This window comes from Chromobacterium sp. Rain0013 (assembly GCF_015291765.1).
GTDB lineage: Bacteria > Pseudomonadota > Gammaproteobacteria > Burkholderiales > Chromobacteriaceae > Chromobacterium > Chromobacterium haemolyticum.
Map to the genome: position 1 here is coordinate 1836505 of NZ_CP031514.1, position 18609 is coordinate 1855113.

Here is an 18609-nt window from a genome sequence, read left to right on the forward strand (position 1 = left end):
TTTGCCTAAAATGGCGGTAACATTCGGTGTTGCCGCCATTGTTGCGTCCGGCGTCCGTGCCAGTCCCCCGGCGTTCCAACCTGATGATGAATCCCCCCGTTTCCGCTGGCGCAGCCGCGCGGGCGCGGGCCTTGATAAAGAGAGAAGGGGTGTCTTTGACACTGACCACGCCCCCAAACAACGTGCTCGCCACCATCGATATGGGCTCCAACAGCTTCCGCCTGCAAGTGTCGCGGGTGGTGGACGACCAGCTGTACGCGCTGGACGTGATGAAGGAGACCGTGCGCCTGGGCGCGGGCCTGACCGCCGACAAACAGTTGGACCAGGAAACCCAGGACAAGGCGCTGGCCTGTCTCGCCCGCTTTGGCGAGCGTCTGCGCGGCTTCACCCCAGCCCAAGTGCGCGCGGTGGGCACCAACACCCTGCGCGTGGCCAAGAACGCGGCGGATTTCATCGCCAAGGCCGAGCCGCTGTTGGGTTTTCCCATTGAGGTGATTGCCGGCCGAGAAGAAGCGCGGCTGATCTATCTGGGCGCCGCCCACTCGTTGCCGGACACCAAGGAGCGGCGCATGGTGGTGGACATCGGCGGCGGATCCACCGAGTTCATCATCGGCAGCCATTACAAGGCTTTGGTCACGGAAAGCCTGCCGCTGGGCTGCGTCAGCTTCACGCTGCGTTATTTTGGTGATGGCAAATTGAGCCAAGCCAATTTCCAAGACGCTATCCTGGCCGCGCGCAATGAAATCCAGCGCATTGCCCATCAATACCAGCGCGAAGAATGGCAGCTGGCGGTGGGCACTTCCGGCACCGCGCGCTCGCTGCGCGACGTGCTCGAAATCAACGACTGGAGCAGCGCCGACATCACCTTGGCCGGCATGGAAAAGCTCAAGGCGCTGTTGATCCGCCAGGGCAGCATAGACGCCATCAACGTCAACGGCCTCAAGGCCGACCGCGCGCCGGTGCTGGCCGGCGGCCTCGCCATCATGATCGCGGTGTTTCAGGAACTGGCCATCGACAAAATGACGGTGGCCGAAGGCGCTTTGCGCGACGGCGTGCTATACGACCTGCTGGGCCGCCAACGCGAGAAGGACATGCGCGATACCACGGTCGCCCAGTTCAAGCGCCGTTACCATGTGGACACCGCCCAGTCCGAGCGCGTCACCGCGTTGGCCGAACGCCTGTACCGCATGGTGGCCGGGGAAGACGTCGACCAATCCATGCTCAAACGCCTGCTATGGGCGGCCAAGCTGCATGAGATCGGCCTCACCATCTCCCACACCGCCTATCACAAACACTCTTCCTACATCCTGCAACACGCCGACATGCCGGGCTTCTCCAAGCGCGAACAAGCCACGCTGGCCGCCATCGTGCTGGGGCATCGCGGCGACATGGGCAAGATGCGTCAATACATGGAAGACGCCAGCCTGTGGCAGGCGGTGGTGGCGCTGCGCCTGGCGGTGCTGTTCCATCGCAGCCGCAACAGCATCGCGCTGCCGGACCGGCTGGACCTGCGCCAGCACGCCACCGGCTTCGCGCTGACGCTGAACAAAGCCTGGTTGAAGGGCAGTCCGCTGACCGCCAGCGGTTTCAAACAGGAAGTCGGTCAATGGAAAAACGTCGGCTTCGTGCTCGACATTGAGCAAGTGTGAGCCGCCCATGCGTCACACCACGCTGAAAAAACGCATACCCACGTTGGGTGAAGCGCCTGGCACCCTGCTGTCGGTGGGGGAGGCCAAGCTGCCGGAAGCCTCGATCTCGCTGTTTGAATACGGGCCGGAGCAACTGCAGGAAACCTCGTTCCAAACCGTGGCCGAAGGCATGGCCCACCAGTCCGGCGACGGCGTGCTCTGGCTCAACGTCTACGGTCTGCACCAGCCCGAGGTGATGCGTGCCATCGGCCAGCGCTTTGGCCTGCACGCGCTGGTGCTGGAAGACATCATGAACGCGCGGCAGCGGCCCAAGGTGGAAGACTACGGCGACTACCTGTTTATCGCCGGCCGGGTGTTCGACTACCACCAACACAGCGAGAACGGCACTGGGAGGCTGTTGTCCGATCAGATCTACCTAGTCATCGGCCGTCGCTTCGTGCTCACCTTCCAGGAGCGCCCCACCGGCGTGTTCGAGGAAGTTCGGGAGCGGCTGCGCCGCGGACGCGGCCTGCTGCGTCACAAGGAGGCGGACTATCTGGGTTATTCCTTGCTGGACGCGATGATAGACGACTACTTCGGCGTGCTCACCGAGTTCAACGAAAGGGTGGAGCGCATGGATAGCACCCTGCTGAGAGGCCGCGACCAGGGCGTGTTGATGCAGATTCAGCGTCTGAAGCGCGATTGCCTGAAACTGCGCCGCGCGCTGATGCCGATGCGGGAAATGTTGATTTCGTTGAATCGCGGCGAACACGGCTTCTTCAAGCCGGAAACGCTGGTCTACCTGCGAGACGCCTATGATCACACCATGCATGTGATCGAGTCCCTGGAAATGTCGCGCGAGATGGTGGGCGATATGTTGGACCTTTACCTGTCCACCCAATCTCACCGCCTCAACCTGCAAATGCGGGTGCTCACCGTATTGACCATGATCTTCATGCCGCTGACGCTGATCGCCGGCATCTACGGCATGAATTTCGAATACATGCCGGAGCTGAAATGGCATTATGGCTACCATCTGGTGTTGGTGGCGATGCTGGGCATTGCAGGCGGATTGAGCTGGTTGTTCTGGAAAAGGCGCTGGCTCTAGGGCCTTGCTTGCGTTTCCCTGCGCCTTGCACACCCGTGTTTACGATCTCGCGAGCCAGGGCGGGACAAGGCGAAAACGGCTGAGAGAGCGGGCACAAGAGCACTTCAGAGCCGTGCTCACCGTGGGGCGTCTCACGACACGCAGCAGCAAGATTCCCATGCCAACACGCTTCATGGCGATTGATGCGCGAGTGATCCCCGGCGCGGTTCGCGCCGGGGCGTGCTTTACCCTGTTCTATCAATGAGCCGGAGCTGAGCGGGCGATGGAAGCCCGCACGGGTTTACGGCCGGCTCAGTTCCACCGACCACTCCGGACCGGAGCCGATGCCGCGCTTGGCGGCGTAGTTGTCCATGTTCAGCGCTAGCGACACGTCCAGCAGGCTGTTCAGATAGACCAGCGGCTGGCCGTTGGCCACCTCGCCGAAGGTGCGGCGGTAGGGCGCCACCACTTCGTCCACCGGCTTGCCCTGTTTGAAAATGCGCACTTTTACCGTGTCGCCGGGGCGGAAGCCTTGGGCTTCGAACAGCGCTTTGGGGATATTGGTCCACACATTGCCGTATTGCGGGTCCAATACCGGGATCATGCCCTTGATCCGTTCGCCGGCGGCTTCAGCGTGTTGATACGGTAGTTTGACCACGGCGGAGGCCGGCAGCGGCGGGCCCACTTCCTCAAAGCGGATTTTGCCGGCGGCCAGCCGCGCGCCGGTGTAGGCGTAAACGTCGCGGCCGTGGAAGGTGTAGGAGTCCGACGAGCCTTTCAGGCGGTTGGTCTTCTCGTCGATGCGGCGCAGTTCGGCCACGCCGTCGCGTTCGGCGATCAAGGTCAGCAGGCCGTTGTTGGGATTGACGAAATAGCGACCGTCCCGGGTTTTCAGCACCACCGACTGGCGTTCGGTGCCGACGCCCGGATCCACCACCGATACGAACACCGTGCCCTTCGGCCAGTAGTTGGCGGTCTGGTACAGCCGGTAGGCGCCGCTCCAAATATCGTAATCCGGAATTTCATGGGTGAGGTCGGACAGCGTCAGCTTGGGGTCCACCGAATAGGCGACGCCGCGCATCGCCGACACTGCGCCGTCCTTGAGGCCAAAGTCCGTCATCAGCACCAGAGGCGCGTCCGCGCGCGCCAAGCCGGCTAACAGCAAGCCGGCGGCCAGCCAGAGGCGGGCGTGTTGGAATAGCTTCATTCTTCTTCTCCTAAGTGTTTTCTTGTGTCCAAGGATGGGCTTTCAACGCCGTATCGCCGAAGCGCAGCAGGCATTGAACAGGTTTTTACACCTCGTCCGAGCGCAGCCTCCGCACGCCGGCGGCCAGCATGTGCGCCCAGGCGCTGCTGAGCGACCCGTTCAGATTGATGCCGCGGCAGGCATCGTCCACCACCGTGGTTTCCAAGCCGGCGGCGCGCGCGTCCAGCGCGCTCCAGGCTACGCAGTAGTCCGTGGCGAGCCCGGCCAGCCACACGCGCTTGACGCCGCGTTCGGCCAGATAGCCGGCCAGGCCGGTGGGGGTTTGGCGGTCCGCTTCCACGAAGGCGGAATAACTGTCCAGCGCCGGATTGCAACCCTTGCGAATGATCAACTGCGCGAGATGGGTGTTCAGCTCCGGGTGGAATTCGGCGCCGCGGCTGCCGGCCACGCAATGGTCCGGCCACAGCGTCTGCTCGCCATAAGGCAGCTGGATGCTGTCGAAAGGCTGTTTGCCGGCGTGTTGGCTGGCGAAGGAAACATGTTTGGCCGGGTGCCAATCCTGGGTCAGGATCACCCGGTTGAAGAACTGCATCATGTGGTTGATCAGCGGCACGATCTGATCGCCGTCGGCCACGGCCAGCTCGCCGCCGGGACAAAAACTGTTTTGCACGTCCACCACGATCAAGGCGCAATCGTCGCCGTAGCGTTTCAGGGGCATAGCGTTTTCCTGCAAGGGTTCTCAGCCTTTCTTGTTACCACGCGGCCGCCGGCGCGGTAAAGCCCGACGCTGTGATAATCGCGAAAAAACGGTTTGCCATTAATACCCTGTGGGGGTATATAATTCAGCCCAGGAGGTCATCATGACAGCAAGCACCGTGGATTTGCCGATTGAGGGCATGAGTTGCGCGGCCTGCGCCGCCAGGATTGAAAAACAGTTGAATCGGCTGGACGGGGTGGAAGCGGCGGTGAATTTCGCCAGCGAGTCCGCCAAGGTTTCGTTCGACCCGGTCAAAACCCCGCCGCAGACACTGGTGGACACCATCGCCAGGACCGGTTTCGCCGTGCCGCGCCGGCAGGCGGAGCTGGACATCCAGGGCATGACTTGCGCCGCCTGCGCCGGCCGTATCGAGAAGGTGCTGAACCGCTTGCCAGGCGTGTCCGCCCAGGTCAACTTCGCCAGCGAGAGCGCCCGTGTCGATTACGTGGCCGGTCTGGCCGACGAGGCGGCGTTGATCGCCGCGGTGAGCCGCGCCGGTTATCAGGCCGCGGCCAAGGCCGGGCCGGGCGACGACACGCTGGCCGCCGAGCATGCGCGCCGCTACCGGCGCGAGCGGTTGTGGTTCGCGTTCTCCGCCTTGCTGACCTTGCCCTTCCTTATTGAAATGGCGGCGATGTTCAGCGGCGGCCACCATGGTTGGCTGTCGCGTTACTGGCAGTTGGCCTTGGCCACGCCGGTGCAATTTATCGTCGGTTGGCGTTTCTACAAGGGCGCCTGGGCGGCGCTGCGCGGCGGCGGCGCCAATATGGACGTGCTGGTGGCCCTGGGCACCAGCATGGCCTGGCTGTTGTCGGCGGCGGTGACGCTGCTGGGGCTGGAAGACCAGCATGTCTATTTTGAAGCCAGCGCCTCGGTAATTACGCTGGTGCTGCTGGGCAAGCTGCTGGAAGCCCGCGCCAAGGGGAAAACTTCGGCCGCGATTGAGGAGCTGATCCGGCTGGCGCCCAAGACCGCCCGCGTGGAGCGCGAGGACGGCCGGGTGGAGGAGGTGGCGGTCACCGCGCTGCGCCAGGGCGATCTGATTGTGGTGCGCCACGGCGAAACCTTGCCGGTGGACGGCGAGGTGGTGGACGGCGCGGCGGCGCTGGATGAAAGCATGTTGACCGGCGAAAGCCTGCCGGTGGCCAAGCGCGTCGGCGACAGCGTCTACGCCGCCACCCGCAATCAGGACGGCATGCTGAAGATCCGCGCCACCGGCGTGGGCGGGGACACCCAGTTGGCCGAGATTGTGCGCCTGGTGAGCGCGGCCCAGGGCTCCAAGGCGCCGATTCAGCAATTGGCGGACGTGATTTCCGGCGTGTTTGTGCCGGTCGTGGTGGGCATCAGCCTGTTGACCTTTATCATTACCGGCCTGTGGCTGCAGGATTGGCCGGCGGCGCTGATCCACGCGGTGGCGGTGCTGGTGATTGCCTGCCCTTGCGCTTTGGGCCTGGCCACGCCGACGGCGGTGATGGTGGGCGTGGGCAACGGCGCGCGGCGCGGCATCCTGTTCCGCAACGCCACCGCGCTGGAACTGGCTAGCCAGGTGGGGGTGCTGTTGGTGGACAAGACCGGCACGCTGACCGAAGGCAAGCCGCAAGTCAAACAAGTGCTGCCGCTGGCGGCGGACGCGGATTTGGTGCTGCAACTGGCCGCCAGCGTGGAGGCTGGATCGGAACACCCGCTGGCGCGCGCCATCCTGCAACAGGCGCAAGAACAGGGCCTGGGCTTGCTGCCGGTCAGCGGCTTCGCCGCCCAGGTGGGGCTGGGGGTGCAGGCGGAAGTGGCCGGTCACGGCCTGGTGCGCGCCGGCGTGCCCGGCTGGTTGGGCGAGCAGGCCTTGAACGCCGCCTTGCCCTTGCAACAGGCGGGAAACACCGTGGTGGCGGTGGCGCGCGGCGAGGAGCTGTTGGGCCTGCTGGCCATCGCCGACCGCATCCGCCCCAGCTCGGCCCAGGCGGTGGCGCAGTTGCAGCGGATGGGCATACGGGTGGCGATGCTGACCGGCGACAACCCGGCCACCGCCGCCGGCATCGCCGCGGAGGCGGGCATCCGTGATTACCGCGCCGAGGTGAAGCCGCAGGACAAGGCGGCGGAAGTGCGGCGTTGGCAGGCGCAGGGCTTCAAGGTGGCGATGATGGGCGACGGCGTCAACGATGCGCCGGCGCTGGCCGCCGCCGACGTCAGCCTGGCGATGGGCGCCGGCTCGGACGTGGCGATAGAAGCCGCCGACATCACCCTGATGCACGGCGACTTGATGCACGCGGTGGACGCGATTCGGTTGTCGCGCGCCAGCCTGCGCAAAATCCGGCAGAATCTGCTGTTCGCCTTTATCTACAACGTGATGGGGATTCCGCTGGCGGCGCTGGGCATGTTGAACCCGGTGATCGCCGGCGCGGCGATGGCGATGAGTTCGGTATCGGTGGTGAGCAATTCGCTTCTGCTGCGGCGCTGGAAATAAGGCGGCATCGGTGTGAGAACGTGTTTACGATCTCGCGAGCTAAGGCGAGACAAGGCGAAAACAGCTGAGAAGGCGCAGTGTACAGACGGTACATGAGCATTTCGAAGCTGTACTCACCGTGTGACGTCTCACGACGCGCAGCAGATCGTGAACAGGTTCTGAGGGACGGTTTGAATTTTTTCAGGAGAAAGCAATGTCCGAATTGATCATGAAAGTGGATGGCATGACCTGCCAGGGGTGCGTGAAAAGCGTCAGCGGCGTGCTTAGCGGCATGGCCGGCGTCAGCGAGGCCGAAGTCAGCCTGGAGGCTAAGCAGGCCAAGGTGGTGTACGACGCGGAGATCGTGTCGCCGGAGGAACTGGCGGCGGCGGTGGAGGACGCGGGCTTCGACGTGACGCGCTGAGTGTTAAACGGCGGCGAGGCGGAACAGGGCCTGGCTTGCGGGCCATGCCCTGTTTCATTGTTCGTCGCCTTTGGGCGTTGACTGAGTCCCGTCGTTTTCAGAGGAGAGGGCGTCGGGGAATCGCCGGCAATGTATTGTTTTTCAATGACCTTGCCGGCTTGAAGATTCGGGGAACGGGTGCCGGCATCAAGCTATGCCTGGCTGGCAAAGGTCAATGATGAGCGACGAGAAAACCATGGAGAAGATGAGGCAGCGGGCGGACGGCCTCAGCTTAGATGAACTCGTGGCCGTGCGCGACGCCAGCTGAATCAAGGGCAGCCACCAGCTCTACAAGATCCCCGGAGTTCCAAGTAGCGTGAATATGTGAAGTTCAGACCTTATCCGCCGGTCCTTGCCGACTGGGTTGTCACGATTCCTCCTCCCCCAACACGCCGAACTCCACCGGCGTCTTCACGTAAAACACCTTGACCCCGGCGGCGGCGAGCGCGGCCAGCAGCCGCTCGGCCTCGTCGGCGCTGATCACCAGCGTGACTTCCTCGGGCTGGTCCGCCAGATCGAAGAAATGGACGGAGTGCAGCCGGCGGTGGCGGCCGTAGCCTTCACTGGCGGTGAACAGCGTGGCGCCGCGGATGTCCATCCGCCGCGCCTGTTGCACGATCCATTCCGCCAGCGGCAGGCCGTCGTGGCAGTGGTCTTGCTGGGTGAAGAAGGTGAGTTGATAGCCTTGCATGGTCTTGGCCTCCGGCGGCTACAGTTCGATCAGCATGCCTTCGCGCAGCGGGCAGACGCGCAGGCCGTTGGCGTATTCGGAGCGCAGCTGTTCCAGCAGGTGTTCGCGGCAGCCGGGGTCGATGTGGCTGATCCAAAGATGGGTGTTGGCCGGCAGCAGCGGCAGGAAGGGCAGCAATAGCAAGGGCGTCATGTGGCCCTGGCGCGCGGCCTCGCCCTGGCGCTCGTCGGTGTAGGTCAATTCGCAGATCACATCGGTCAGCGAGGGCACATTGGACACCCATTGCCAGAAAGCCGGGCAAGGGCCGCTGTCGCCGCTGAAAGCGAGAGCGCGCCAGCTGCCTTCTATCAACCAGCCCAGCGCCGGCACGCTGTGATTGGCCGGCAGCGCGGTGGCCAGGCCTTCGCCTATCGGCAGCGCGTAGCCGGGCTCCACCGCTTGCAGCCGCAGCCAGGGCTGTTCGACGCTGGGTTGGCGGGTGTAGTCCGGCCAGAGTTCGCCGTTGAACAGATGGGCGCGCAGCGCGTCCAGGGTTTCTTGCTGGCTGTAGACAGTGAGGCCGGGGCCGCGGCGGCTGGCGTGAACGTCGGCCAGCAGCGGCAGGCAGCCGCAGTGGTCGGCGTGGCTGTGGGTGAGCAGCACCTGGCGGATGGACAGCATCTCGTCCGCGCGCAAGCTGGTCACGCCGGTGCCGCAATCTATCAGGGTGTCTTCGTCAATCAGAAAACTGGTGGTGTGGCCGGGGTGGCCAATGCAGGCGGCGGCGCCGAGAACCTTGATGTGCATGGGTTTCTCCTGGTTGCGGCCGTTGACCGGCCGGGCTTGGCCGGTCCGCCGCTGCAAACATGGAAACGATCTGCTGCCCGCCCCGCCCGATGCGAGTTATTGTCGCGCCGCCGCCCAAGAGACCGCCGGCTTGAATCTTTCTAGTGTAGACAAGCCGGCGGCCGCTTGCGCGGTCTGGGCTTAGCGCACGATGCCCACCGGGTAGAGGAAGCGGTTGCTGTCGGCGAACGGCGTCTGCTCATAGAACCAGTTGAGCCGGGCGTTGCGGTCCTTGGCGAACTTGGGGTCCTTGAGCCTGGCCTGGAAGGCCTGATGCAAGGCCGGGCTTTCCGCCAGCATGCGCCGCGCCATCGGTTCCATCACATAGGCTTCCGGCGCTTCCGCCGAGGTGAGGTTGGCGTTGAAGAAGCCCCAGTGCAGGAAGGAGTCCGGGCTGGCCGGTTCCAGCAGCAGCATCGCCAGCGTGCCCAAGGGTTGTTGCGGGTTCACCACCACAGAGCCGGCCGGATAGGTGACTTTGCGCTGCAAGGGGCTGGGCTTGCCGTCTATCAGCAGGCGGCCTTCGTAGCCGGGAATCTTGTCGGCGGATTCGCGGTCCGGCTCAAACGGCGTGCCCAGCTTGATATCGTCCAGCCGGTAGACGGTGACGTCCAGTGTTTCCGGCCGGCTCAGTTCGCGCAGCTGGATGCCGTGAGCGCGTAGCCGAGCGATCACCTCGTGCCACTGCGCCGGCACCACATAGGCCTTGGGCCGTGCGGCGGTGAGGTCCGGCACGGTCAGCGGGGTGATGGGCAGGCGGTAGTCGCGCGGCTGATTGCTCCAGCGCACGATCTTGTCGCCGGTGATCGGAGATTGCACCTTGTCGAACTTGACGCCCTTGAAGTCCACCAGCTTGGGTTTGCCCTCGGCTTCCTTCCAGGTCAGCGTCACCGGATCCGGCCGCGCGGCGCGGTCCTTGGCGATGGCGGCGCGCAGGCTGTCGTAATGGCGGGACACGCTGTCGAAGATGGCGCGATAGAGCACGTAGTTGCCCAGCACTTGCTGCTTGTAGGGCTTGAGCGCGTGCAGTTCCACCAGGATGGCGGGGATGCCGCGGGCGTCGGCGTACTGATTGGAGAAGCGCGCCAGATCGCTGTAATACGGGTAATAGCCCTTGTCGGGGTTCTCGTTGTCGTTCATCGAGATGCAGACATTGGGTTCATGGCCGTAGCGGCGCAGTTCGCGATAGACCTCGGGCGTCATCACCTGGTCCATCCAGCGGCTGGACTCGGGCGACCAGCCTTGGCCGTTGTTGCAGTAGGTGACGTCGTATTGGTAGTTGACGCCGTCCGTGCTGTGGGTGTCGATGAAGAAGTCCGGCTGGTAATCGTTGAGAGCGCGCGCCACGTTGCGGATTTCCGGGCTGTCCAGCTTGGTGAAATCCCGGTTGAGGTTGAGGTTGCGGCCGTTGACCCGCCAGCCGGTCTGTTCCGGCCCGTTCTGGTTGATGCGGCCGTATTTGCCGTAGCGCATGTCGCCGTCCACGTTGACGGTGGGGACGAACAGCAGGTTGACCTTTGACAGCAGTGCGTCGTCGCGGATGAGTAGATCGCGGATCAGCATCAGCCCGGCGTCCTTGCCGTTGGCTTCGCCCGGGTGGATGCCGGCTTGCACGTAGATCAGCGGCTTGCCGCTGGCGCGCAGGCCCTGCGGCGATTTGTCGGCGGCGGCGGACACCACCGCCATCATCATCTCGTGGCCTTGATCTGTTTTTTCCGCCATCGGGCCCAGCTTGAGCAGCGCCGGTTTGGCCGAGGCCAGCTTGTTCAGGTAGGCGATGGTTTCCGGATAGGCCGGCGTGTGCTTGAAGCCGCTGGCCTCCAGCGGCGTGGCCCACGGGTCGTCCGCCTTGGCGGCGAAGCGCTGGCTGTCCCCCTGCCAGGGGATGTCCGGGGGCAGCACGCGCTGGCGCGCGGCGGATAGGTATTGGCTGTCGTCGACGTAGTCCGGAGCGGCCGGCATGGCGTGTGCGTGCGGACCGAGGTGCAGGGCGGCGAAGGCGGAAACGATGGCGAGGCGCAGCGGCAAGTGCATGATGATTATCCTGATTGTCCAAGACCGAAACAGGCTACGCCCGCCGGCCCGGCGGACGCACGGGCTGTTGCACGGCGGCTTGACCGGGATCAAGCGGTGCCAACGGGGGGTGTGGTTCGAGAATCGATATTTTTGTGGCATATTGTCGCAGGGGTCCAGCGCGGCCGCGCCGGATCGGGATCATTTCAGACAAGGGGTTCTCGTGAAAACTTGGGTATCGAGCCTGGCCTTGGCCGTCGCGTTGTCCAGCGCGGCCTACGCCGCGGACATTCCGCTGCGTGACTTTTTCCGTAATCCGGAGCAGAGCAATTTCACCTTGTCGCCGGATGGCAAGAGCGTGGCTTTCCTGGCGCCTTGGGAGGCGCGGCGCAATATTGTGGTGCGCATGCCGGGGCTGCCGGACCGGCGCGTCACCGAAGTGAAGGACCGCGACCTGTCGGGTTATTTCTGGAAGGGCAATCAGCGGCTGGTTTACAGCAAGGATAATGGCGGGGATGAGAATTTCCACCTGTACGCGGTGGACCTGGTCAGCGGCAAGAGCCGCGATCTGACGCCGTTTCCCGGCGTGCGCGCGGAGATCGTCGACGAACTGACCGAGCGGGACGACGAATTGCTGGTGGGCCTGAACAAGCGCAAGCCGGAAGTGTTCGACGTTTACCGGGTGAACCTGAAAACCGGCAAGCTGACGCTGGAGGCGAAGAACCCCGGCAATGTCACCAGTTGGAGCACTGATCACAATGGCCGCATCCGCATCGCCACCACCACGGACGGCGTCAACAGCACCCTGCTGTATCGCGACCAGCCGGGCGGCGCCTTCCGCAAGCTGATGACCACCTCCTTCCGTGACAGCTTCAATCCCTTGTTCTTCACTTTCGACAACCAGCGTTTCTACGCCGCCAGCAATCTGGGCCGCGATAAGAGCGCCATCGTCGAATTCGATCCCAAGACCGGCAAGGAAGTGAAGCAGATCTATCACCGCGACGACGTGGACGTCGACGGCCTGGGCTTTTCCCGCAAGCGCAAAGTGATCACCTGCGCCCGCTTCGAAACCGACAAGCCGGGCCGGCAATGCCTAGATGAGAAGAGCGAGGCCCTGCTTGCTAGGCTGGAGGCGCGGCTGCCCGGCTACCAGGTGGATATCCAGTCCGCCAACCGCGCGGAGAACCGTTTCATCGTGGCGGCCTGGAACGACCGTACCCAGGGCAAGCGCTATCTGTACGACGAGGCCGGCGACAAACTGGAACTGCTGGCCGAGATTACGCCCTGGTTGAAGGAAAGCGAGATGGCTACGATGCGGCCGGTGCAGTACCGCAGCCGCGACGGTTTGACTATCAACGGCTACCTGACTCTGCCCAAGGGCAAGGAGGACGCCAAGGGGCTGCCGGTAATCATTAATCCGCACGGCGGGCCATGGGCGCGCGACAGCTGGCGCTTCAACCCCGAGGTGCAGTTCTTCGCCAATCGCGGCTGGGCGGTGCTACAGATGAACTTCCGCGGTTCCACCGGCTATGGCCGTGATTTCTGGCAGGCCTCGTTCAAACAATGGGGCGGCACCATGCAGGACGACGTCAGCGACGGCGTGGACTGGCTGGTCAAGCAGGGCGTGGCGGATCCGAAGCGCGTCTGCATCTACGGCGGCAGCTACGGCGGCTATGCCACGCTGGCGGGCATCACTAAGACGCCGGATTTGTATCGCTGCGCGGTGGATTACGTGGGGGTGTCCAATCTATTCACCTTCATGAACACCATACCGCCGTACTGGAAGCCGATGCTGGACATGATGCACGAGATGGTGGGCGATCCGGTCAAGGACAAGGCGATGATGCGCGAACGCTCGCCGGTGTTCCAGGTGGACCGCATCAAGACTCCGCTGCTGGTGTTGCAGGGGGCCAAGGACCCGCGCGTCAACATCGACGAATCCAATCAGATCGTCAAGGCGCTGCAGAAGCGCGGCGTGGAAGTGGAATACATGGTCAAGGACAATGAGGGCCATGGTTTCCGCAACGAGGAAAACCGCTTTGACGCCTATGGCGCGATGGAGCGTTTCTTCCGTCAGCATTTGAATTAAGACCCGCTAAGAACGTGTTTACGATCTCGCGAGCCAAGGCGAGACAAGGCGAAAACGAGCGAAAAAGCGGAATGTACCGTGGTACATGAGCATTTTGAGCTCGGTTTCAACGCCGTATCGCCGACGCGCTGCAGATCGTAAACAGGTTCTCAGGCCCTGGCCGGCAGACTCCAGCGCCTGTCGCTCCAGCGGCCCAGCAGTTGCAGGCCGCCGCAGACCACAAAGTAAGCCAGCGCGATGAAGGCGAAGATCTCCAAAGGGTAGACCTGCTCGCGGTTGTTGACCTGAGTGGCGACGAAGGTGAATTCGGCCACGCCCACCACATAGGCGAGCGAGCTGTCCTTGATCAGGGTAATCCACTGATTGACGAAGGAGGGCAGCATCATGCGCAGCGCTTGCGGCAGCACGATCAGCCGCAGCGTCTGCCTGCGGTCCAGTCCCAACGACAGCCCGGCCGCCCATTGTCCGGGGCCGATGGCGGCGATGCCGGCCTGCACCGACTGGCTCAGATAGGCCGCGTTGATCAGCGCCAGCGCCAACACCACGGTGAGTACGCCGGGGATGTCCACCCCAAACAGGATGGGCAGCAGGAAATAGCACCAGAAGATCAGCATCAGCACCGGGATGGCGCGCAGCAGCGCCACCAGCGTGGCCAGCGCGCGGCGCGGGCCGGGCCCGCACATGACCAGGGCGATGCCGCCGGCCAGGCCCAGCAGGCTGGCCAGCACGCCCGCGGCGGCGCTGATGGCCAGGGTCAGCAGCAGGCCGCCGGGCTCCCCGTTGGCCAGATTGCCCCACAGCAGATAATCGAGATTGTCCTGAATCACCGGCGGCATCATTGCGGCGCCCTCCATGCCGGCTCGCCGCGCTGGCTCAGCGCTTGAGTCAACAGCACCAGCAGCAGATAGGCGGCGGTGGCCACGGCGAAGGCCTGGAAGGCGAGCAGGGTTTCGGTTTCCACCTGGCGCGAGGTATAGGACAACTCCGCCACGCCTATGGCCATCGCCAAGGAAGTGTTCTTCACCACCGCGGTGTATTGGCCGACCAAGGGACGGCGCGCCAGCGCCCAGGCCTGCGGCAGCACCACCCAGCGGAATTCCTGCCAGCCGTTCATGCCCAGCGCGCGCGCCGCCTGGCGCTGGCCGGCGGCGACGCCGCGCAGCCCGGCTTGTAGTTCGCCGCAGATGAAGCTGGCGCTATAAAGGGTTAGCCCCACCAGCGCGGCCAGGAATTCGAAGGACGGCCATAGCAGCGTCAAGCCGCCCGGCAAGGGCAGGCTGCGCGGCGTGTTCAGCCACAGCATGGCGGTTTCCGGCAGCAGGCCGGCCACGCCGAAATACCACAGCAGCAGCTGCACCATCAGCGGCGTGTTGCGATGCAGACTGACCCAGAGGCCGGCGCCGTGGCTCAAGGCGCGCCAGCGCGATTCCAGCGCCGCGGTCAGCAGCATGCCTAGCGCGGTGGCGGCGACGCAGACCAGCAGAGCCAGCCAGCCGGTGAGCAGCGCGCCCTTGAGCAGCCAGCCCAGGTAGTGGGGCTCCAGCCAGTGGTGGCCAAGCCAGGAGGGGGGATTCATTGCTTGCTGTCCTGTATTTCGATAAGGCCGCCGTTCGGCGCCGGCGGCGCTTCAAATGGCGAAACCGCCGGGCGCGCCCGGCGGCTTGGGATACGGATGGGAAAACGCGCCGTCTTAGAGTCTGTTTACGATCTCGCGAGCTAAGGCGAGACAAGGCGAAAACGAGCGAAAAAGCGGAATGTACGAGTGGTACATGAGCATGATGAAGCCGTTTTCAACGCCGTATCGCCGACGCGCAGCAGATCGTAAACAGGTTCTTAGAGCCGCTAAGAAAGCCTGAGCCAAGGCGCGCCGACGCAGGCAGTACAAGTCGTACGACAAGGAGGCGCAACGCAGGATCAGGGGTTTTGTTAGCGGGTCTTAGCTGGCTTCGCCGATCTTGAAGTCCCTAGGCAGCGGCGCCTTGGTGGCCGGCCCGAACCACTGGTTGTAGATCTTGGCGGCCTGGCCGGATTTTTCCAGTTCCAGCAGGCTGTCATTCACCGCTTTCAGCAGACGCGCTTCGCCCTTGGGCAGGCCGATGGCCTGGTATTCGCGGGTCAGGGTGAACGGCGCCAGTTCAAACTTGGCCTTGTCCGGCGCGTTGGCCAGCAGCGCGGCCAGCTTGGAGCCGTCCTGGCTGATGGCCTGGACGTTGCCGTTGCGCAGCGCGGTGAAGGCCAGCGGGGTGTCGTCGTAGGCCACTACGGTGGTCTTGGGGTATTTGTCGCGCAGGTTCACCTCCTGAGTGGTGCCCTTGTCCACGCCCACACGCAGTCCGGCCAGTTGCTCCGGCTTTTGCAGCGAACCCTTGCGGGCGATGAACTGCTGACCGGAGGCGAAGTAGGGCAGGCTGAACGCCACTTGCTTCTTGCGCTCGTCGGTGACGGTGAAGTTGGCTGCGACCAGATCCGCCTTGCCGGACACCAAGAGCGGCACGCGGTTGGCCGGATTGGTGGGGATCAGGCTGAGTTTGACGCCCAGCTTCTTGGCGATGTGCTGGGCCACGTCCACGTCCAGGCCGGAGATCTGGCGTGTCTTGGCGTCGAGAAAGCCGAATGGCGGATTGCTGTCGAAGGCGGCGACGCGCAGCACGCCGGCTTTCTTGATGTCATCCAGACGGTCGGCCCAAGCGGCGGTGGCGGCGGTGCTCAATGCGATGGCCAATGCGATGGCGTGTTTCATGATGATGCCCCTTGTCTGAAGACGCGCCGGGGGTTCCGTTCGCGCTGTTTGGCGGCGCGTTTTCAGAAGATGCCGGCACATCGTGATTCCGAGAAATTTTCTGCCATGGATAAACCCATGACATACGATTAGATGATGCTAAGGCATTCTGCAAATTCTTGGAAATTATTAAAAATTAGTCTTATATATTGATTTGTTTTGATTGTGTGATTTTCCTCATCGGAACAATGCCTTGTCCAAATCGAGGCCGTGGCGACGGCGGGCCGATATTTTTGTTCGAGGTAGGATTGCCAAACAATTTCCTTTGCCGCGCTTTTCTGCAATCGGCATAATCGCGTTTTCCGTCTGCCCGCCCTTGGCGGACGCCTCGACGGATTTGCAACTTTTCTTGACGACTGTGATGACTGTCGCGTAAGCGCGCCGGGACGGATCAGACAAGCCAAAGCCGAAATGCCCAGCATCTATCAACTCAAATCCCGTTTTCAGGACCTGCTGCGCCCCTTGCTGCGCGGCCTGGTTTCCCTTGGCGTTACCGCCAACCACGTTACGCTCGGCGCCATGCTGGCTTCCATCGCCTACGGTGGCTGGCTGGCCACCCAGCCGGAGCGGGCCTTGCCCTGGCTGCTGTTGCCCGTATTCCTGTTCCTGCGCATGGCCTTGAACGCCATCGATGGCATGCTGGCGCGCGAGCACGGTCAGAAGTCCCGGCTGGGCGGCATTCTCAACGAAGTGGGCGACGTGGTGTCCGACGCCGCGCTCTACCTGCCGTTCGCCTTCTTGTTGGCGGAGCCGGCCTGGGTGGTGTTGGCGGTGACGCTGGCCTTGCTGACCGAGTTCGTCGGCGTGCTGGGCCCCAGCCTGGGCGGCACGCGGCGCTACGACGGCCCTATGGGCAAGAGCGACCGCGCTTTCGTATACGGCGCCTACGCGCTGCTGCTGGGCCTGTGGCCGCAGGCGGCGGCCTGGGGGGCTTGGGTGTTTGGATTGAGCGCCGCCTTGATGGCGCTGACCTGCGTCAACCGGGCGCGGGCCATTTTGAAAGAGGGCGAAGATGTTTAAACCGCTGTTGCCGCAGGCATTGATCTGGGCGCTGGGCGCCGTATTCGCGTTGTTGGTGATCGCCAGCGTCGCCATCCGCGTGCTGGAGAGCCGATCGCCGCAAAAGAACTGGCTGGAGTTGAAGCTGCGCATCCGCACCTGGTGGTGGATCGTCGCCTGCTTCTCGCTGACTTTGCTGGGCAATGTGCCGCTGGCGCTGTTGGTGTTCGCGCTGATCAGCTTCCTGGCGCTGAAGGAATACCTGACGCTGTGCGCCACCCGCACCGCCGATCACGTGGTGCTGTTCTGGGCTTATCTGAGCATCCCGCTGCAGTATTACTGGCTGGGCATTCACTGGTACGGCATGTTCATCATCTTCATCCCGGTTTACATCTTTCTGTTCCTGCCGATGCGCATGGTGCTGATCGGCGAGACCCAGGGCTTCCTCAAGGCGGCCGCCTCGCTGCAATGGGGGCTGATGATTTGCGTGTTTTGCCTGAGCCATATGGCCGCCGTGTTGACCCTGCCGCAGCTGACCCATATAGGCGAACCGGCCCAAGGCGCGATGTTGCTGTTCTACCTGGTGGCGCTGACTCAGCTCAACGACGTGGCGCAATACTTGTGGGGCAAGGCCTTCGGCCGGCGCAAGGTGGCGCCCAAGGTATCGCCCAACAAGACGCTGGAGGGCTTCCTGGGCGGGGCGCTGACCACCTGCCTGCTGGGCTGGCTGCTGGGGCCGCTGCTGACGCCGTTCTCGCCGCTGCACGCGGCCTTGGCCGGTTTGTTGATCGGGGTGATGGGGTTCATCGGCGACATTGTGATTTCCGCGGTGAAGCGCGACATCGGGGTCAAGGACTCCGGCCGCCTGCTGCCCGGCCACGGCGGGGTGCTGGACCGGCTGGATTCGCTGACCTATACCGCGCCGCTGTTCTTCCACTATGTCCACTACTTGTACTTCTGAGCCGATGATGAGCCGATTGCTGCGCATTCTGTTTGTGTTGCTGCTGGCCCGGCCGGTGGTGCGATTGTGGTTGGGGGTGACGGTGCGTCATCAGGAGAGGCTGCCGTTGAACGGCCCGGCCATCGTGGTGGCCAACCACAATAGCCACCTGGACATCCTGGCGCTGTACAGCCTGTTTCCGCTGGGGCGCATCCCCGAGGTGCAGCCGGCGGCGGCGGCGGACTACTTCCTGAAAAACCGTCTGTTCGCCTGGTTCGCCACCCAAGTGGTGGGCATTATCCCGGTGGTGCGCGGCGGCGTGGCCAAGGGCCTAGACCCGTTGGAGGGCTGCCGCGAGGCGCTGCGCCAGGGACGGATTCTGATCCTGTTTCCGGAAGGCTCTCGCGGCGAACCCGAGGTGCTGTCCGAGATCAAGTCCGGCATCTGGTATCTGAGCCGCGATTTCCCCGACGTGCCGGTGGTGCCGGTCTATCTGCACGGCCTGGGCCGGGCGATGGGGCGCGGCCAATGGCTGCCGGTGCCCTTCTTCGTCGACATCGCCATTGGCCGGCCGCTGCAGTGGTTGGAAGAGAAAACCGCTTTCCGCGACCGCATCCGCGAATCGCTGTTGTACTTGAAGCAAAAAACCCTGCCCGCCGCGCCGGCGGAGCAGGAGGCTTGAAAGGAGCCA

At 63.7% G+C, this 18609-nt stretch carries 16 protein-coding genes; 8 read left to right on the top strand and 8 right to left on the bottom strand.

The annotated features are described in order from the left end of the window. Positions 1 to 161 precede the first annotated feature (161 nt). Both ppx and corA read left to right on the top strand, forming a co-directional pair. The gene (gene ppx / locus DXT74_RS08625) at positions 162 to 1649 is read left to right on the top strand and encodes an exopolyphosphatase (protein WP_370551759.1); all 1488 of its coding nucleotides are present in this window, start codon (positions 162 to 164) and stop codon (positions 1647 to 1649) included. 7 nt (positions 1650 to 1656) lie between these two features. After that, positions 1657 to 2736 (top strand): magnesium/cobalt transporter CorA, encoded by a 1080-nt coding sequence (corA, locus tag DXT74_RS08630; RefSeq protein ID WP_043637637.1) that lies wholly within the window; start codon positions 1657 to 1659, stop codon positions 2734 to 2736. 280 nt (positions 2737 to 3016) lie between these two features. On the opposite strand, the gene DXT74_RS08635 is transcribed toward corA, so the two are convergent. After that, entirely contained in the window at positions 3017 to 3922 is a 906-nt protein-coding gene (locus tag DXT74_RS08635) for an S-adenosyl-l-methionine hydroxide adenosyltransferase family protein (RefSeq protein WP_043637640.1), read from the bottom strand. Positions 3923 to 4007: 85 nt separating this feature from the next. Beyond that, positions 4008 to 4640 (bottom strand): bifunctional nicotinamidase/pyrazinamidase, encoded by a 633-nt coding sequence (pncA, locus tag DXT74_RS08640; protein WP_194427740.1) that lies wholly within the window; start codon positions 4638 to 4640, stop codon positions 4008 to 4010. Positions 4641 to 4782: 142 nt separating this feature from the next. Here pncA and DXT74_RS08645 point away from each other — a divergent pair, with 142 nt between their 5' ends. Both DXT74_RS08645 and DXT74_RS08650 read left to right on the top strand, forming a co-directional pair. Next, positions 4783 to 7140: a heavy metal translocating P-type ATPase gene (locus tag DXT74_RS08645; protein WP_194427741.1), complete on the top strand. Its 2358-nt coding sequence runs from the start codon at positions 4783 to 4785 to the stop codon at positions 7138 to 7140. A gap of 193 nt (positions 7141 to 7333) precedes the next feature. Beyond that, the gene (locus tag DXT74_RS08650) at positions 7334 to 7543 is read left to right on the top strand and encodes a heavy-metal-associated domain-containing protein (protein ID WP_019102750.1); all 210 of its coding nucleotides are present in this window, start codon (positions 7334 to 7336) and stop codon (positions 7541 to 7543) included. A gap of 406 nt (positions 7544 to 7949) precedes the next feature. On the opposite strand, the gene DXT74_RS08655 is transcribed toward DXT74_RS08650, so the two are convergent. From DXT74_RS08655 to DXT74_RS08665, 3 genes are all read right to left on the bottom strand, one after another. Beyond that, the gene (locus tag DXT74_RS08655; protein WP_194427742.1) at positions 7950 to 8273 is read right to left on the bottom strand and encodes a DUF190 domain-containing protein; all 324 of its coding nucleotides are present in this window, start codon (positions 8271 to 8273) and stop codon (positions 7950 to 7952) included. 18 nt (positions 8274 to 8291) lie between these two features. Further along, on the bottom strand, positions 8292 to 9059 hold the full coding sequence (locus DXT74_RS08660) for a 3',5'-cyclic-nucleotide phosphodiesterase (RefSeq protein WP_043637648.1): 768 nt from the start codon (positions 9057 to 9059) through the stop codon (positions 8292 to 8294). A gap of 180 nt (positions 9060 to 9239) precedes the next feature. Next, the gene (locus tag DXT74_RS08665) at positions 9240 to 11132 is read right to left on the bottom strand and encodes a M14 family metallopeptidase (RefSeq protein ID WP_194427743.1); all 1893 of its coding nucleotides are present in this window, start codon (positions 11130 to 11132) and stop codon (positions 9240 to 9242) included. Positions 11133 to 11334: 202 nt separating this feature from the next. Here DXT74_RS08665 and DXT74_RS08670 point away from each other — a divergent pair, with 202 nt between their 5' ends. Further along, positions 11335 to 13200, top strand: a complete 1866-nt coding sequence (locus tag DXT74_RS08670; RefSeq protein WP_231138302.1) for a S9 family peptidase — start codon at positions 11335 to 11337, stop codon at positions 13198 to 13200. 149 nt (positions 13201 to 13349) lie between these two features. Here DXT74_RS08670 and DXT74_RS08675 read toward each other — a convergent pair whose 3' ends face one another. The 3 genes from DXT74_RS08675 to DXT74_RS08685 all read right to left on the bottom strand — a co-directional run bounded on the left by DXT74_RS08675 (position 13350) and on the right by DXT74_RS08685 (position 15940). Then, complete coding sequence (locus DXT74_RS08675; protein ID WP_081555450.1) at positions 13350 to 14039, bottom strand: amino acid ABC transporter permease; 690 nt, start codon at positions 14037 to 14039, stop codon at positions 13350 to 13352. Further along, positions 14036 to 14776, bottom strand: coding sequence for an amino acid ABC transporter permease (locus DXT74_RS08680; RefSeq protein WP_194427744.1), 741 nt, complete (start codon positions 14774 to 14776; stop codon positions 14036 to 14038). Before DXT74_RS08680 ends, DXT74_RS08675 begins: the two co-directional genes overlap by 4 nt. A 360-nt stretch (positions 14777 to 15136) precedes the next feature. Further along, positions 15137 to 15940 carry an ABC transporter substrate-binding protein gene (locus tag DXT74_RS08685; RefSeq protein WP_019102759.1) on the bottom strand — a complete coding sequence of 268 codons (804 nt, stop codon included), beginning with the start codon at positions 15938 to 15940 and terminating at the stop codon, positions 15137 to 15139. A gap of 450 nt (positions 15941 to 16390) precedes the next feature. Between DXT74_RS08685 and DXT74_RS08690 the strand changes: the two genes are divergently transcribed. From DXT74_RS08690 to DXT74_RS08700, 3 genes are read left to right on the top strand one after another with little or no spacing between them, the layout of a single operon-like run. Then, complete coding sequence (locus DXT74_RS08690) at positions 16391 to 16999, top strand: CDP-alcohol phosphatidyltransferase family protein (protein WP_194427745.1); 609 nt, start codon at positions 16391 to 16393, stop codon at positions 16997 to 16999. Beyond that, positions 16992 to 17939, top strand: coding sequence for a phosphatidate cytidylyltransferase (locus DXT74_RS08695; RefSeq protein ID WP_194427746.1), 948 nt, complete (start codon positions 16992 to 16994; stop codon positions 17937 to 17939). Before DXT74_RS08690 ends, DXT74_RS08695 begins: the two co-directional genes overlap by 8 nt. Before the next feature lie 7 nt (positions 17940 to 17946). Next, complete coding sequence (locus DXT74_RS08700; protein WP_019102762.1) at positions 17947 to 18600, top strand: lysophospholipid acyltransferase family protein; 654 nt, start codon at positions 17947 to 17949, stop codon at positions 18598 to 18600. The last annotated feature ends 9 nt before the right edge of the window (positions 18601 to 18609 follow it).

What these genes read in the sequence shown, in the direction of transcription:
- corA (WP_043637637.1), top strand. Translation starts at nt 1,657, where the DNA reads ATGCGTCACACCACGCTGAAAAAACGCATACCCACGTTGGGTGAAGCG.
- DXT74_RS08635 (WP_043637640.1), bottom strand. Translation starts at nt 3,922, where the DNA reads ATGAAGCTATTCCAACACGCCCGCCTCTGGCTGGCCGCCGGCTTGCTG.
- pncA (WP_194427740.1), bottom strand. Translation starts at nt 4,640, where the DNA reads ATGCCCCTGAAACGCTACGGCGACGATTGCGCCTTGATCGTGGTGGAC.
- DXT74_RS08645 (WP_194427741.1), top strand. Translation starts at nt 4,783, where the DNA reads ATGACAGCAAGCACCGTGGATTTGCCGATTGAGGGCATGAGTTGCGCG.
- DXT74_RS08650 (WP_019102750.1), top strand. Translation starts at nt 7,334, where the DNA reads ATGTCCGAATTGATCATGAAAGTGGATGGCATGACCTGCCAGGGGTGC.
- DXT74_RS08655 (WP_194427742.1), bottom strand. Translation starts at nt 8,273, where the DNA reads ATGCAAGGCTATCAACTCACCTTCTTCACCCAGCAAGACCACTGCCAC.
- DXT74_RS08660 (WP_043637648.1), bottom strand. Translation starts at nt 9,059, where the DNA reads ATGCACATCAAGGTTCTCGGCGCCGCCGCCTGCATTGGCCACCCCGGC.
- DXT74_RS08665 (WP_194427743.1), bottom strand. Translation starts at nt 11,132, where the DNA reads ATGCACTTGCCGCTGCGCCTCGCCATCGTTTCCGCCTTCGCCGCCCTG.
- DXT74_RS08675 (WP_081555450.1), bottom strand. Translation starts at nt 14,039, where the DNA reads ATGATGCCGCCGGTGATTCAGGACAATCTCGATTATCTGCTGTGGGGC.
- DXT74_RS08680 (WP_194427744.1), bottom strand. Translation starts at nt 14,776, where the DNA reads ATGAATCCCCCCTCCTGGCTTGGCCACCACTGGCTGGAGCCCCACTAC.
- DXT74_RS08685 (WP_019102759.1), bottom strand. Translation starts at nt 15,940, where the DNA reads ATGAAACACGCCATCGCATTGGCCATCGCATTGAGCACCGCCGCCACC.
- DXT74_RS08690 (WP_194427745.1), top strand. Translation starts at nt 16,391, where the DNA reads ATGCCCAGCATCTATCAACTCAAATCCCGTTTTCAGGACCTGCTGCGC.
- DXT74_RS08695 (WP_194427746.1), top strand. Translation starts at nt 16,992, where the DNA reads ATGTTTAAACCGCTGTTGCCGCAGGCATTGATCTGGGCGCTGGGCGCC.
- DXT74_RS08700 (WP_019102762.1), top strand. Translation starts at nt 17,947, where the DNA reads ATGAGCCGATTGCTGCGCATTCTGTTTGTGTTGCTGCTGGCCCGGCCG.